Source organism: Propionispira raffinosivorans DSM 20765, from assembly GCF_000381065.1.
Taxonomy (GTDB): domain Bacteria; phylum Bacillota; class Negativicutes; order Selenomonadales; family Selenomonadaceae; genus Propionispira; species Propionispira raffinosivorans.
This window is the reverse complement of record NZ_KB905857.1, coordinates 11,411-25,914: the sequence shown is the minus strand read 5'-3', so window position 1 is coordinate 25,914 and position 14,504 is coordinate 11,411. Positions and strand designations below refer to the sequence as shown.

The following is a 14,504-nucleotide window of genomic DNA, read 5'->3' as shown; positions in this document are numbered from 1 at the left end:
AGTCGTTTTTATGCAATTATGGTGTACAGAAAATGAGACCGAATACTTAGGTCTGACAACAAGGGTTAAAGAAACTTTATTTGCGGGGAAATCTGAATTTCAGGATGTAGCCGTTGTTGATACGTATCAATTTGGTCGTATGCTGGTTTTAGATGGTGTTTTTCAGACTAGTATTGCTGAAGAATTTGTCTATCATGAAATGATTGCCCATATTCCGTTATTCATTCATCCAAATCCTAAAAAAGTCTTGGTTATCGGCGGTGGCGATGGTGGTGCAGTTCGCGAAGTAGTTCGTCATGATACGGTAGAAAAAGTTGAAATGGTAGAAATTGATGGTTTAGTGGTCGAAGTTTCTAAAAAATATTTGCCGCAAATCAGTAAAGCAATGTTGGAGAATAACCCTAAATTGGATCTTAAAATCGGTGATGGCATTGGACATATGGCAGCGGCTGAAAACGAATACGATGTAATTATTGTAGATTGTTCTGATCCAATCGGTCCTGGTGAAGGCCTGTTTACGCATGCTTTTTATCAAAATGTCTATAAAGCACTCAAACCAGATGGTTTATTTGTGCAACAGACGGAATCGCCATTTTATCATCAGCCGCTTATCCAGCGTTTGAGCAAGGATATAAAAGATATTTTTCCAATTCATGAAATGTATTTGGCGCATATTCCTATCTATCCAGGTGGGATGCATTGCTTTACGATTGGTTCAAAAAAATATGCATCCAAGGATGTAGATTTAAGCAATCGTCAAAAACTTGAAACAAAATACTACAATGAAGAATTACAAAAAGCGGCGTTTGCATTACCTAATTTTGTAAAAGAACTGATTAAATAAGCAAAGTCTTTTGCTGCTATTTTTGTTTACACAAAAGGGCGATCTCAATTTTTTTGAGATCGCCCTTTGCTTATTCTATTATTTGAGATTTTCAGGGTTTAGGCCTTGTAATTCTTCTAAGACAAAACGGCCGTCTTTACGTACGAGAACATCATCCAAATAAATTTCACCGCCGCCGTATTCTGGTGTCTGGATGCAGACCAGATCCCAGTGGATAGCAGACTTATTGCCATTATTGGCTTCAGCATACGCATTGCCTGGTGTAAAATGAAAACTGCCACGGATTTTTTCATCAAATAATGTATCTTTCATTGGTGTTATGATGTAAGGATTTAAACCGAAAGAGAATTCACCGACATAACGAGCTCCAGCATCTGTGTCGAATATTTGATTGATTTGTTCTGTATGATTTGCCGTCGCTTCAATGATTTTTCCATCTTTGAAGGTAAGTTTGATATTTTCATACGTAACACCTTGATAAACAGCGGGTGTATTATAAGCCAAAGTACCATTGATGCTGTTTTTAATTGGCGCAGTATATACTTCACCATCAGGAATATTGCACGTGCCGGAACATTTAATCGCTGCAATGTTTTTTATCGAGAATACCAAATCCGTTCCTGGTCCAACAATATGTACCTTGTCAGAACGTTCCATTAAATTTACCAGTGGCGTCATGGCCGTATCCATTTTTGCATAATTCAGGTTACAAACGTTGAAATAAAAATCTTCAAATGCTTCGGTGCTCATATTGGCAAGCTGTGCCATGGGGCCGTTTGGATAGCGCATTACGCACCACTTTGTAAGTGGAACGCGGATTTCACTATGGACAGGACTTGACCAGTATGTTTGATAAAGGCTCATCTTGTCGGATGGTACATCACCAAGTTCACTAACATTATCACTGGCACGAACCGCAAGATAAGCATCCATTTCTCGCATCCGCATGGATTCATATTGCGCAATCAACTGCATTTGTTCTTTGCTTGCATGCATGAGCAGTTCACGTTGGAGCTCATTGTTTTTGCTTGATAAAAAAGGTATGCCGCCAACTTTATAGACTTCCTTTATGATAGCTTTGGCGAGGGGATTCCCACTATCGAAAATTTCAATTAATATTTTTTCACCTTTTTGTAAATTCGTTGAATACTGAATTAGATTTTTCGCAAGAGTTTCTATTCTTGGATCCATACGATACGTCTCCTTTATAAATTAATTTATTTAAGTATTGTACCACTAAATGGGATTCATAGACAAGAATTTGCCAAAGATAGAGATGTAAAAATAAGAAAAGCTTGCATTTGTATTTTAATTGCATTATAATAGTTAATGTTCCTTCCTTGATAGCTCAGTTGGTAGAGCAATCGGCTGTTAACCGATCGGTCGTAGGTTCGAGTCCTACTCAAGGAGCCAAAATGGCGCGTTGGTCAAGCGGTTAAGACACTGCCCTTTCACGGCGGTTTCATGGGTTCGAATCCCATACGCGTCACCATTTTCGGGCGATTAGCTCAGCTGGGAGAGCGCCTGCCTTACAAGCAGGATGTCGGCGGTTCGATCCCGTCATCGCCCACCAATGAAATATTTATGGATTAACGAATCCTTTTATATAGTATATTTACTGCCTTGTCCATTAAGGATGAGGTTTTTTTGTTATAAATAAAAGTCTGTGCATTATTACTTTGATTTGCTATAATCGATAATAATAACGAGTATTTAGCGTTTATTGAGAAATGAATTGTTTGTCGAGTGAAATAAATGTTTCGTGTACCAAAAGGGAAAAGGGGGGAGAAATTTTTGAAATTGAATATAGCCGTGGCTGGAAGTAATACGATGAATGCCGAAGAAGTTCTTGACGCCGTGCGTTTGATTTTAGGGAATCTTGTACGAGATGCAATGCTCGTTATAACCAAGGAAATAACAGATACCAATATGGCAGATTTGTTTATTTGTGCGACAACGCAGGCGGAAGAATTGGCAAAAAGAGTGCCTTCTAACAAGATAATTGTTTTAGATTTACAACCAACGTCACAATTTTTTGTTGAAGTAGCTCGTATACCGGTTGGACAAACAGTATATGTGTTCAATTCAAATTCAAAATATGCAAAGCGATTGGTTGAATCTTGCCATCGGGTGGGAATTCGGGAAGTTGAGTTCATTTTGCTTGGGTATGAAGAATTGTCTGAACAAAAGCTTGCAGCATCTTTGCGAAAAGCAAAATATATTATTGGTATAGCAAAGCAAGTTGGTGAGACTATTTTGCTTTCTCCGCCGTATGCAGATTTTTTGCGAACGGATGTACATATTATTGGTATTCATCGTGTCGCTTCCATGCAGTCTGCTTGTCTATTGATTCAATGGAGTGCAGCTTATTTTCAACAAACGGTAACTCGGCAGGTAGCGATGCTTACCACTAAATTGCGGCAGGCGGTTGTCCAGAATCAAGCGAATGACGAGATCGGTGATTTGTCATGTATAGCAAATGAACTTGAATGTTTGCTAACGGAAAGCAATCAGTTGATTTTTACAATGCATGATGCGGTTATGAAATCTTTTGCCAATCAAATTTCACCGCATATAACGATGGTCGATTATTATGAAAAATCCACTAATAGCAAAACAGCCGATCAGGATGGTTCATCAAATCGGGAAATTGTTGAGACCCTTGAAAATATCAGTTCGCTTAATGAAAAATATTTAAGTTTGTCAAAAAAATTAAGCACAATAAAATAACCATGGAAAATAAAAACGGACCGTTGCAGAAATTGTTGCAGCGGTCCGTTTTTATTCATTTGACAGGGCGTTTTTGATAAATTCGATCAGCGTTTCGGCTGCATGCGATAAGTGATTGCTTTTTTTGATGGCTAGTCCGAATGGAATATATAATGGTGGGTCTATTGTTAGGGAACAAATGCTTTTGTCATCTTCTAAAGCCTCGGCGGGCAGCAGTGAAATTCCACTGCCACAAACAATGAATCGTTTAATTGTTTGCACGGAATTTGAAGAAAAACTGATTATTGGTTCAATTTCGCTACGATGAAACATATCGAGTAAAATTTTTCTTGATAAACAATTTTCTTTAAATAAAATTAAGTTTTCGTTCGCTAAATTAATGAGTTTAAGCTGTTTTTTGTCTTTGAACATATGATAAGTTGGCAGAGCAATACGAAACTCCTGCTGACCAAGGGGGTGAATTTCAAGCATGTCGAGCGAATCTTTTCCAGAGATACTGATAATAGCAAAATCGATAAGACCTTCTTCTAATTGTTTTTGAAGTTGCAAGGAGCCATCTTCAATAAAAATCAATGAAAGAGAAGGGTATAATGCATGGAATTTTGCTAGAATAAAGGTTAATACCGAGACGCCGGTAACAGGAGAAAGTCCGATTCGAATGTTTCCGTTGTTAAGGTTTTTTAGTTCGGTAACACTGGTAATTGCTTTGGAAACATCATTCATAATGATCTCAATATGATTAAAAAAAACGCGGCCTTCAGCTGTGAGTGTGGCATTCTTTTTATTGCGGATAAAAAGCTGAATCCCTAGTTCTTCTTCGAGACGTTTGATGGCGGTAGTTACGCCTGGTTGGGATACGTACATTTGCTCGGCAGCAAGTGTAAAGCTTTTTAATTTGCTTACTGTGAGAAAATACTCAAGCTGCTTTAATTCCATGCTTTAAGCTCCGTTTCCTTACACGCAACTATAAACCAGAACATCTCGATTGATTTATTTTTATTATGGTTCTGGCAGTCGGTGAAAATAATAAGTGTTTTTATTATAACATAATAAAGGCTTGATTTTTAAACAAAAAGATTTATATTCTTATTAAATCACATTTATATTTATCGTAGAATAAAAAATTAATATAATAAACAAATTGTCATCTGTTATAATAAATACATGCGTTACAGTTTCATTGTTATACATATTGTTTTTATAAAACGACCTTTTGTTTTTATCAAGAGGATATTCGCGGAATATAAAATCGTATTTCATTAAAATTTTTATGCGATTCATTTTGCACCCTTGGAAAGAAGTGATTGAGATGGTATTGGATGAAAAAGTTGTTGTGCAGGTAGATAAATTGAAACAACTTACAATTGAACGACGAAGATTTTTACATGCCTACCCTGAACCGGGATGGACGGAGTTTCATACGGCAGCTTTTGCAGCAGAAACATTGACAAATTTAGGGTATGCGGTATCACTGGGGGATGCGGTTCTTGATCCTGAAAAGATGATGGGTGTACCCGGGGCGGCAATTCTTAAAGAGGCAGCACAGCAAGCTATAAAAAGCGGAGCGAAGGCCGAGTTTGTCAATCAAATGGCTGGTGGTAAAACGGGTGTTATGGCTGTCTTTAAATTTGCGTTGCCAGGACCAGTCGTTGCCTTGCGTTTTGATATGGATTCTAATGATGTTTGCGAGGCACAAACAGAAGACCACAGACCATATAAATGTGGTTTTGGTTCAAAAAAAAATGGTGCCATGCATGCGTGTGGTCATGACGGACATACTGCTGTTGGCTTAACGGTAGCGCAGGTTTTGATGTCACTAAAAGATGAATTGGCTGGTACAATAAAGCTGATATTCCAACCCGCAGAAGAGGGCGTGCGTGGGGCAAGGGCAATGACAGCTAGCGGGATTGTTGATGATGTTGACTATATGCTGGGAGCGCATTTTGGTTTTAAAATGAAGCATACAGGACAAGTAGCTTGTGATGTTACGGGCTTTTTGGCTACGAGTAAATATGATGCAGAATTTATCGGTATACCTGCACATGCCGGAGCGGCACCAGAAGCCGGGAGAAATGCTCTATTGGCCGCAGCGTGCGCAACTCTTAATTTACATGCGATCTCTCGCCATGGTGATGGTGCTTCGCGTATTAATGTTGGTAGTTTAGTGGCTGGAAGTGGCCGCAACATCATCGGTGATAAGGCTGTGCTAAAACTTGAAACACGAGGTGCAACAAGTAAAATTAATCAATATATGGCTGGCGAGGCATTGCGAATTATAAAAGCAGCAGCAGCAATGTATGATGTAAAGATTAAAATTAGAGAAGTTGGAAGTGCTGCCGGGGGCAGCAATACGCCAGAATTATCAAAGAAAGTTCAAATGGTTGCCGAACGCCTTGCAATTTTTGATGATATTGTACCAACTGCTGATTTTGGGGCAAGTGAAGATTTTTCTTATTATATGGAACGTGTCCAGGAAAAAGGTGGCCAAGCTGCTTACATGATGGTTGGTGCCGACCTAGCTGCTGGTCATCATGATTCATATTTTGATTTTGATGAAACGGCATTGGACTATGCTGCAAAGCTTTTAAGCAGTGTCACTGCACAGTTATTGACAGATAAATTCATAGAGAAAGTTTAGAAACAATGAAGTTTCAATTTGCGGTAGAAAAGGCGTTTCTGGTTTTATTGCTGGAAACGCAATTTTTTTCCGCTTAAATATAGATACTTGAAAATTTGGGAGTGTTGTAATTGTGATGATGATCGTAGGACTTTTTATAGTTATTGCTACAGTGTATTTTTTAATAAAGCAGTATGATGCAAGATTTGTTTTACTGGCTTCCGGTATTATTATGGCCTGTATTGGTGGTGTGCCCATGAGCTCACTAGACTCTTTCGCTAAAAATATGACAAATGGCGGTTTGATCCAGGCAGTTTGTTCCGTTATGGGATTTGCTATGGTGATGAAGATTACCCAGTGTGATAAACATTTGATCAATTTTATGGCTAAAGCGTTATCTCGGTTCCGCCCGTTTTTGATTCCTGGGGTAGTTTTGGCTACGTATGCGGTCAATGTTGCCTTGCCAAGTGCGGCTGGTACGGCAGCTGCAGCTGGAGCAATTTTTGTTCCACTGATGATGTCGGCTGGTGTTCATCCTGCAATGGCGGCAGCTGCAGTCAAATGTGGTACGTATGGAAGTATGCTCAATCCAGGCTTGGCCCATAATCCTTTTGTTGCGAAAATTGCCGGTGTCAGTGTAATGGATGTCATCAGTTTTCACTATAAAGCCAATATAGCATCCTTACTGACGGCCGCGGTCGTTATTACATTAACGGCTTATTATTTAAAAGAACATAAAGGCTATCAATCCACCAGATTTGAAGCAGATGAATCGTTTAAGGTTAATTATTTATATGCATTAATGCCGATTTTGCCAATTGCTATTCTTATCGTATGTTCAACTCTTTTTGTTGACAAGGTTAAAATGGACGTGCCACAAGCTATGCTGATTGGAGCTGCCATTTCGCTCTTTGTAACAAGAACGCATCCAGTTAATCTCAGTAATGCTTTTTTTGAAGGCATGGGGAAAGCCTATGGCAGCATTATAGGGATTATCATTTCAGCAGGAGTCTTTGTATCAGGCCTTACGGCGATGGGGCTGGTCAGTGATTTTATGGATATCATGCTGAATAATCCAGCCATTGTAAAAATTTGCGCGGCTGTTGGTCCGTTTGTTCTTGGTGTCATCATGGGTTCCGGCGATGCAGCAACTTTTGCCTTTAATGAAGCCATCACACCACATGCACAAGATTTTGGTTTGTCACAAGTTCAGATGGGGAGTATGGCCACGTTAGGTGGAACATTAGGTCGAACTATGTCACCAATTGCTGGTGCAACGATTATTGTAGCTGGTATTGCTGGCGTAAATCCAATGGAAATTGCCAAACGTAATTGTCTGCCAATGATTTTAGCGATGGTTGTGGGAATGTTTTTTCTTTTAAATTAAAAATTTCAGGATTTTTCTACTCTTTAAAAGAGTCTTCCTTTTGTGAAGGCTCTTTTGTTTTATATTGCTTTTTTTGTTTGATCTATTATAATAAAGAAGATTCATACGATTAAATTTGCAAGTAGCATTGGAGGGGATTCCAATATGAATACAGAAGAACGGCGTGAAAAAGTATTGCAGCGTTTAGTGGCTTCACGTATTCCAGTTACGGGAACAGCACTATCGAAAGAATTCAATGTCAGTCGGCAAATTATTGTGGGTGACATTGGAATTATTCGTGCGATGGGTACTCAAGTGTATGCAACGCCACGTGGTTATGTGATACCAGATCATGGTGAGACAAAAAAATTAATCGCTATGATTGCCTGTCGGCATGACAATAATGGTTTAGCGCGCGAATTGGAAATTATTATTGATAATGGCGGTAAAATTTGTGATGTTTGCGTAGAACATCCACTTTATGGTGAAATTCGCGTAGATTTATTACTTTCCACTCGTAAAGATGTGGCTAATTTTCTAAAAAAAGTGAAAGATTGTGCGGCAAATTTATTGCTTATTGTTACGGGGGGGGTTCATTTACATACGATTGAAGTTCCCGATGAGGAAACCTTGCAGGCTATCAAACAAGATTTACGCTCAGAAGGTATTTTGATTGAAGAAGCAAATGAACAGCGGTAAATAGTCTGCCATTGCTATATAGAGTGCATATTTAATGCAACTTAGGAGCACTTGACACTGTCCGGTATTTAGCTGGGCGGTGTTATTTTTTATTAAAGCAGCTCTTGTCTTTCCAGCGATTCATCGTTATAATGAGAACATGACAAATTTACTGTAAAGACAGGTGTAAATAACATGGACTTAATTAATCGCTTAGAAAGAATACCCGTAAATAAATTTCACTATCAATTACTTTTTGTTACTGGACTTGGCTGGATGTTTGATGCGATGGATACAGGCATTATTGCTTTTGTTTTACCAACGTTAGCAAAAATTTGGGGCTTGTCAACGCCGCAAATGGGGTATATTGGCAGTATAGGATTAGTTGGAATGGCAATTGGAGCTGTATTGGCGGGAGAACTAGCTGACCGCTTTGGCCGTAAAAAAATGTTTATGGCAACACTTCTCCTATATTCAGTAGCAACGGGCCTTTGCAGTATTGCCTGGAGTTTTGAATCCTTGTTGGTTTTTCGATTTTTAGTGGGGTTTGGACTTGGTGGGCAATTGCCGGTAGCGGTGACCTTGGTAACAGAGTTTGCTCCAGCTCATTTGAGAGGGCGCTTCATTGTTCTGCTGGAAAGCTTTTGGGGGCTGGGCTGGCTTGCAGCAGCTCTGATTTCTTATTTGGTGATCCCGCGCTTTGGCTGGCACGTTGCTTTTATTTTGGGAGCACTACCGGCTCTTTATGTATTTTATATTTTCCATATGGTACCAGAGTCCGTTCGCTATTTAATCAATAAAGGAGATTTTGTGGCGGCTGATAAAATTGTCAGACGGATTGAAAAACAGGCTGGTATCATTAGCCCAGACAGTTTACTCGATGCCGAATCTGCTTGCCTTGAACAGACGCTATTGCCTAAGGTGAAAATTTCTTTTCGTGAACTTTTACAGCCTGCATTTTTAAAAAGAACTTTGATGTTATGGTGTCTTTGGTTTGGAATCGTCTATTCTTATTATGGGATCTTTACCTGGCTGCCGTCGTTGATGGTGAGCAATGGGTTTACGGAAATTAAAAGTTTTGAGTATGTACTGATTATGACGATCGCACAATTGCCAGGATATTTGGCAGCCGCTTATTTTGTCGAACGAATCGGCAGGAAAGCAACGCTAGTGAGCTTTCTCGGGAGTTGTGCAGTGTGTGCCTATTTTTTTGGACAAGGTGGTACAGCCGGAGTAATTTTGATTTGGGGAAGCTTGATGTCCTTTTTTAATCTTGGTGCATGGGGGGTTGTCTACAGCTACACGCCGGAACTTTATCCAACGCGGATTCGGGCGATTGGTTCAGGCTGGGCGGCAGCAATTGGTAGAGTTGGTGGAGTTTTAGCGCCAACCGTTGTTGGGATCATGCTGGCGAGGCAAAGTGGGTTTGAAGACATCTTTTTGATGTTTACGCTTGTTATGCTTGGTGTGGCTGGTATTGTTGCTTTATTTGGACCGGAAACAAAAGGCTTGAAACTAGATGAAATCAGCAAAGGCTAAGTCGTGGTAAGGAAAATGTATCTGATCGACAAAATATGTTATAATAGAAAACATGAAATTTATTTATTGGCAGGAGGATTTTATGTTTCATTATATTATGCTGTTAGCAGGATTGCTTGCAGCTGTTTGGGTGTATAAAGATGCAAAACAGTGGGGTTATACAAAGCTGTGGATTATACTTTGGTCAATTGGAACCTTGTTTACGGTGTATTTATTTTTCCCTTTATATTTAATTCTGGGCCGCAAACCTCAGCTGAAAGCGAAACCGGAAAATAAAGACACCATGGAAAATATTACAATTGAAGCAGAGGCGAAATTTTCAGGAGTGGTTATTGACTGCCCAATGTGTGGGAAACAGGTCAATGAAGAATACAATAATTGTCCACATTGTGGTTACACCCTAAAACTTTATTGTGAAAAATGTCAGTATGAACTGGAACGTGATTGGAAAGTCTGCCCAAATTGTCAGACGAAAACACCAGAAAAGTAAAGTGGAAGAATCCGACGAATGACTTTTCATTTTGTAAAATTTGGATTTTATTGGACATGAATCAACAGATATGCTATAATAAATCCTGTTCCGATGATGTGCGCCTGTAGCCCAGTGGATAGAGCGTTGGCCTCCGGAGCTAAAGGCGTGAGTTCGATTCTCACCAGGCGCACCAACAAACTCCAACCGGTACCGAATCCTTATTGTATCAGTAGTTACAATAATCTTTTCGATGAAAGCATTGATGAGTGCACGTAGTCGTGTAGCATCATTGCTGTGCAAGTCATCGCGGTATTTATCGATATATTTAACAATCTGCTCTTTTGAGAGTGGAGGGATAGAGCTGTTTTCTAATTCCGTGTGATCAGCGCGGAGGGAGAGCAGCTCTTTTTTTGTTTGCTTCAAACGTTCAAGGTCAAATTCATCTGCTTCGCCATCTTCAATGCTTGTGTAAATATTATTTAAGCGACGGCGTGCGGCATTTTCTTTTTTTTGCAGTTCAGCTAACTGCGTGGTTTGGTTATTAGCTCGATCATTATAAATTTTCGTGACGCGATCCATCAGACTATCAATCGCTTTTGGGTCAAGATAGATTTTTCCCATTTCTGCTAAAACCAGTCCCTCAAGGTCGTCTGCGGATACATTTCTATTTTTGCAAACATGAGTACCCTTATTGTTTTTGCGGCTACAACGATAATATCGGATAGGCTCACCGTTGCGTTTACTACTCATAGATCCCGTCATAGCAGAATCACATTCTCCACAAACGATAAGACCCGATAAAAGGTAAGTGTGCTTGGCTCGATAGGCACCAGGTGCGTGTTTATTTGCTTGCATTTTTTCAGCAACCTTTCGGAATAGTTCTTTATCAATGATAGCCGGGCAGGCATCTTCTACAACAATTAAATCTTTAGGGTCAGGGCGGTGGTTATTTCGTTTGCCGTTTAAAGATTTTGTGTTTTTGCCAAGGATGCAGGTACCAATATATCGCCGGTTCGTAAGCATATCGTGGATGGAGTTTTTTCCGAAGGTATTGCCACGCCGAGTGCGGTATCCGTGACTATTGAGCCAGTTGCATATCGCAATGTAGCCAGAGCCATTGTAATAGGATTCAAAAATATATTTAATGGCTACTGCTTCGTAATCATTGATGACATATCGTTTTTGTGTATCAACACCATAGCCAAACGGTGGTTTACCACCAGTGAGCAAACCAGCAAGAACATTTTCTTTTAATCCTTTTTTTACCTCTTTGGAAAGGTTTCGGGAATAGTAGGCAGCAAAACCAGCTAACTGATTTTCCATTAAGGCGCCTTCTGGTGTCGAGCTGTCGATGGGTTGAGCAGAAAAATCAACATGTACGCCCCAACCGTTAAGCCTAAACTTATTTGTGTAGTACTCGTACTCGTCGCGCCCCATACGGTCAATCTTGTGACAGATTAAGGTTTCAAACATACCGTGCTCGGCATCTCTCATCATTTGTTGCCAACCTGGTCGATTATCATTTGTGCCGGTCATCGCTTCATCGGCATACTCTTTGATAATAGAGTATCCTTTTCGTTTACAGTATTCGCGTCCAGTACGCAATTGGGCGGTAATACTTTCTTCGCGCTGATTGTCGCTTGAGTAACGAGCATATAGTGCAGCAATCATAAAATCATCCTTTCAATTAATAAGTTTTTGTTTTTTTGTATAAAAAATAGACCTCCTTGCAAAAGGTAGGTCTATCCATTATAATTCAAAGTGTAGTGGAGGATTGACCTTGGTTAATCGTCTTCGGCCGTTCCTGTTGACGCAGGGGCGGCTTTTTTATTTAAGCAGCATTTGGTGGGTAATTTACTACAGCAATTTCAGTAAGAGAAGCACGCATGGTACTAACAATTTTCTCAAGTTCTTTAGCCACTTCATTGTTATAGGAAACTTCACCGCACTGGGAGCAAACTTGTGAAGGTACATTTTTTACAATGACGATACATTTGCCCAAATCAACCATAAAGGTTGTAAGTTTATCTTCTAGATGACCTTTACACATAAAGCATTTCATATAAATCTACTCCTTTCGAGTTTTTAAATCAGATTCCCATTCAGTGGGGTTAGGATAATATGCTGTTATCAGCCATAAATCAGAGTCACCTATACCACATACAACGTGAAGATAGATACATTGATAAGATATTCCTAAAACCAAATGGCTGGGATATGGATAATCGTTGGGATAACTTTCTATAATTTGACCATGTATTAAAGCATGGGAGACATCTTCTGTCGAAATTCCGCGTTGCAAAATACGAGCTAGAATATGATTTGTCCAGCGTAATGCACCAGCTTCACATAGTTCTCGAATTCTGACAATATTAAGATCATTATTTAATTCCATACATACTCCTTTTCTATAGGATATATTTGTTGCCATCATATTGTTAATGAAAATTTATATGGGTAAAATTTTGTCGTTCTTGCTGATGTAAGAGCGGTTTTTTTATTATGCAGAAATAAATTCTTCTGAAACAGAAGTGTCTTCTTCAGCTATTGAAAGTGATTGATGATATTGTTCTGCAAACATTGTTTTGTTGAATTCAGCAGTTGGATCAAATTTATCAACCAATGTTTCAATATCATCCAAAGGAATTTTAAAAAATTCTTTGCGAGAATTAACTTTATTGAGACGATTTGATTCCAGCGCAGTGTGAAGATCGGATTCTAATTGAACAGCATTTTCAGAAAATATAAAGCTATGGACGTCAAACCTGAATGGAACACTGGCATTGCTTAGCTCATCAATGCGTTCCTGCGGGTCAAGACGTCTTGTCATTCCGACTTTAAAGACATCATCACCGAATGATCCTAAATTACTAATAACGTAAACGTAGCCTGCTTTACCATTTTGAAGATTAATAATCTCTTCTTTTTTATCTTCGATGTTTTTTAATTGAGCTTCGAGTTCTTTTGCTTTTTCTAGAAGTTGCTGTTTCTTTTCGGTATCTGTTGAAGATAGGAGCTGTTGATTAATATTCTCAATTTCTGTTTTATATTTAGATGATTCTTTTTCCATTTGTTCTGCTTGTTCTTTCAAAATGCGGCGTTCTTCAGCTTCTTCCCGCATTTGTTCGCGCAAAACAACTTGTTCTTGTCGAGCAGCTTCTTTTTTTGTGTAATATTCGTATTCGATTTTGACTGAATCAATAAAAAGAGGTTCCAATTCACCGATAAATTTTGCCAGGGTTGAGGAAATTGTTTGGCTGCCATCTCTAGCGATATTTAAATATTTATTGGTGATTTCCTTAATGGCGGCTATCGCTTCATTTAATTTTGAGTATGTGAGGGTGAATAATACATTTTGTAATTCAGCCCGTAGCCCGATGACCATTAATTGATAAATAGCACGATTCGTTTTAGTGGTATAGCGTCCTTCATATCGGGTTAATGTTTCATCAATAAGCTTTTCGTTAGCCTTGAAAGCACGACGTAAATCTTTGTAATCCATACTGTGAAGTTTTAGAGTGATTGATGGAGCCAACGTTGTTATATCTTTAATAAATTCTTGCGGAAGAACCAATGATTGATCATATGGTGCTGTTGAGTTTTTGAAATAAGTTTTTATTGCATTGTTTACACTTTTTTGAATAGACATAAGGTGGTCTATCTTTTCTTGGCGAGAACTTACTTTTTTATCTAGTGAGGTGATTTCTTCTTTTATGCGATTCACTTCGTTGATATAAAAATCTTTTTTTTCAATTTCAGCATTTATATTTGATAAGTGAGATTTTATATCTACCAAAGATGCTTCTGCATCGGCAGAAGCATCTTTGATTATTTGCTCCATAATAGATTGGCGGTTAGAAATTTTTTCATCTAATGAAAATAACGATGCAGTTTTTGAGCGTTCGATATCTTCGGCCTTGTTTTCAGCTGCATGAATGATATTGGAGGCCGTTTCTTTAGCTTGCTCAATATCTTTTTTGATTAGGTCTCGTATGTCATTGTAATGTTTTTTCATACCTTTAAATCGTAGGATAAGAGGTGGAAGTGCCAAAAAAGAAATAAAGGGGATAAAGGTTCCAAGGCAAACAATAGCAATAATGATTACATTTGATAAATACCATGGCGTAGGATATTCATATTCTTCCATATAAACAACTTCTTTCATTGATATAGTTACAGCCGTTGTGCGGTTTTTTCATGCCTTTTTATGTGTCGTGAGAATTCGGAAAATTATTATTACTAGTTATGAAAGGATGGA

General features: G+C 38.8%; 12 protein-coding genes, 4 tRNA genes and 1 pseudogene. 11 read left to right on the top strand and 6 right to left on the bottom strand.

Going from position 1 to position 14,504, the window contains the following annotated elements; translation table 11 throughout:
• The first annotated feature begins 10 nt into the window (after positions 1-10).
• Positions 11-844, top strand: coding sequence for a polyamine aminopropyltransferase (gene speE, locus F606_RS0114010; RefSeq protein WP_019554513.1), 834 nt, complete (start codon positions 11-13; stop codon positions 842-844).
• A 78-nt stretch (positions 845-922) separates the two neighbouring features.
• Here speE and F606_RS0114005 read toward each other — a convergent pair whose 3' ends face one another.
• Entirely contained in the window at positions 923-2,035 is a 1,113-nt protein-coding gene (locus tag F606_RS0114005) for an aminopeptidase (RefSeq protein WP_019554512.1), read from the bottom strand.
• 146 nt (positions 2,036-2,181) lie between these two features.
• On the opposite strand from F606_RS0114005, the gene F606_RS0114000 reads away from it, so the two are divergent.
• The 4 genes from F606_RS0114000 (at position 2,182) to F606_RS0113985 (ending at position 3,574) form a co-directional block, all read left to right on the top strand.
• Positions 2,182-2,257 (top strand) — tRNA-Asn (locus tag F606_RS0114000).
• Positions 2,258-2,261: 4 nt separating this feature from the next.
• A tRNA-Glu gene (locus tag F606_RS0113995) sits at positions 2,262-2,336 on the top strand.
• A 5-nt stretch (positions 2,337-2,341) separates the two neighbouring features.
• A tRNA-Val gene (locus F606_RS0113990) sits at positions 2,342-2,417 on the top strand.
• A gap of 221 nt (positions 2,418-2,638) precedes the next feature.
• Positions 2,639-3,574: a hypothetical protein gene (locus tag F606_RS0113985; protein WP_019554511.1), complete on the top strand. Its 936-nt coding sequence runs from the start codon at positions 2,639-2,641 to the stop codon at positions 3,572-3,574.
• Positions 3,575-3,625: 51 nt separating this feature from the next.
• Here the strand turns inward: F606_RS0113985 and F606_RS0113980 are convergent, their stop codons facing one another.
• Positions 3,626-4,510 carry a LysR family transcriptional regulator gene (locus F606_RS0113980; RefSeq protein ID WP_019554510.1) on the bottom strand — a complete coding sequence of 295 codons (885 nt, stop codon included), beginning with the start codon at positions 4,508-4,510 and terminating at the stop codon, positions 3,626-3,628.
• A 373-nt stretch (positions 4,511-4,883) separates the two neighbouring features.
• On the opposite strand from F606_RS0113980, the gene F606_RS0113975 reads away from it, so the two are divergent.
• The 6 genes from F606_RS0113975 to F606_RS0113950 all read left to right on the top strand — a co-directional run bounded on the left by F606_RS0113975 (position 4,884) and on the right by F606_RS0113950 (position 10,439).
• A complete protein-coding gene (locus tag F606_RS0113975) occupies positions 4,884-6,212 on the top strand; it encodes an amidohydrolase (RefSeq protein WP_019554509.1) in 1,329 nt (442 codons plus the stop codon).
• Between the two features lie 115 nt (positions 6,213-6,327).
• Positions 6,328-7,578: a C4-dicarboxylate transporter DcuC gene (gene dcuC / locus F606_RS0113970; RefSeq protein WP_019554508.1), complete on the top strand. Its 1,251-nt coding sequence runs from the start codon at positions 6,328-6,330 to the stop codon at positions 7,576-7,578.
• A 144-nt stretch (positions 7,579-7,722) separates the two neighbouring features.
• A complete protein-coding gene (locus tag F606_RS0113965) occupies positions 7,723-8,256 on the top strand; it encodes a transcription repressor NadR (RefSeq protein WP_019554507.1) in 534 nt (177 codons plus the stop codon).
• A 174-nt stretch (positions 8,257-8,430) separates the two neighbouring features.
• Entirely contained in the window at positions 8,431-9,774 is a 1,344-nt protein-coding gene (locus F606_RS0113960; protein ID WP_019554506.1) for an MFS transporter, read from the top strand.
• Positions 9,775-9,856: 82 nt separating this feature from the next.
• On the top strand, positions 9,857-10,264 hold the full coding sequence (locus tag F606_RS21200) for a double zinc ribbon domain-containing protein (protein WP_019554505.1): 408 nt from the start codon (positions 9,857-9,859) through the stop codon (positions 10,262-10,264).
• Between the two features lie 100 nt (positions 10,265-10,364).
• Positions 10,365-10,439 (top strand) — tRNA-Arg (locus tag F606_RS0113950).
• A 437-nt stretch (positions 10,440-10,876) separates the two neighbouring features.
• Here the strand turns inward: F606_RS0113950 and F606_RS23970 are convergent.
• From F606_RS23970 to F606_RS23500, 4 genes and pseudogenes are all read right to left on the bottom strand, one after another.
• Positions 10,877-11,917, bottom strand: a pseudogene (locus F606_RS23970) (recombinase family protein); the annotation flags it as partial.
• Positions 11,918-12,077: 160 nt separating this feature from the next.
• On the bottom strand, positions 12,078-12,308 hold the full coding sequence (locus tag F606_RS0113945) for a type II toxin-antitoxin system MqsA family antitoxin (RefSeq protein ID WP_019554504.1): 231 nt from the start codon (positions 12,306-12,308) through the stop codon (positions 12,078-12,080).
• 6 nt (positions 12,309-12,314) lie between these two features.
• Positions 12,315-12,641, bottom strand: coding sequence for a DUF4258 domain-containing protein (locus F606_RS0113940; RefSeq protein WP_019554503.1), 327 nt, complete (start codon positions 12,639-12,641; stop codon positions 12,315-12,317).
• A gap of 105 nt (positions 12,642-12,746) precedes the next feature.
• Positions 12,747-14,411, bottom strand: a complete 1,665-nt coding sequence (locus F606_RS23500) for a GIY-YIG nuclease family protein (protein WP_211210077.1) — start codon at positions 14,409-14,411, stop codon at positions 12,747-12,749.
• Positions 14,412-14,504: the final 93 nt, after the last annotated feature.

Excerpts from the sequence above, each read along its gene's own strand:
- speE (WP_019554513.1), top strand. The coding sequence starts at position 11 with ATGCAATTATGGTGTACAGAAAATGAGACCGAATACTTAGGTCTGACA.
- F606_RS0114005 (WP_019554512.1), bottom strand. The coding sequence starts at position 2,035 with ATGGATCCAAGAATAGAAACTCTTGCGAAAAATCTAATTCAGTATTCA.
- F606_RS0113980 (WP_019554510.1), bottom strand. The coding sequence starts at position 4,510 with ATGGAATTAAAGCAGCTTGAGTATTTTCTCACAGTAAGCAAATTAAAA.
- F606_RS0113975 (WP_019554509.1), top strand. The coding sequence starts at position 4,884 with ATGGTATTGGATGAAAAAGTTGTTGTGCAGGTAGATAAATTGAAACAA.
- dcuC (WP_019554508.1), top strand. The coding sequence starts at position 6,328 with ATGATGATCGTAGGACTTTTTATAGTTATTGCTACAGTGTATTTTTTA.
- F606_RS0113965 (WP_019554507.1), top strand. The coding sequence starts at position 7,723 with ATGAATACAGAAGAACGGCGTGAAAAAGTATTGCAGCGTTTAGTGGCT.
- F606_RS0113960 (WP_019554506.1), top strand. The coding sequence starts at position 8,431 with ATGGACTTAATTAATCGCTTAGAAAGAATACCCGTAAATAAATTTCAC.
- F606_RS21200 (WP_019554505.1), top strand. The coding sequence starts at position 9,857 with ATGTTTCATTATATTATGCTGTTAGCAGGATTGCTTGCAGCTGTTTGG.
- F606_RS0113945 (WP_019554504.1), bottom strand. The coding sequence starts at position 12,308 with ATGAAATGCTTTATGTGTAAAGGTCATCTAGAAGATAAACTTACAACC.
- F606_RS0113940 (WP_019554503.1), bottom strand. The coding sequence starts at position 12,641 with ATGGAATTAAATAATGATCTTAATATTGTCAGAATTCGAGAACTATGT.
- F606_RS23500 (WP_211210077.1), bottom strand. The coding sequence starts at position 14,411 with ATGAAAGAAGTTGTTTATATGGAAGAATATGAATATCCTACGCCATGG.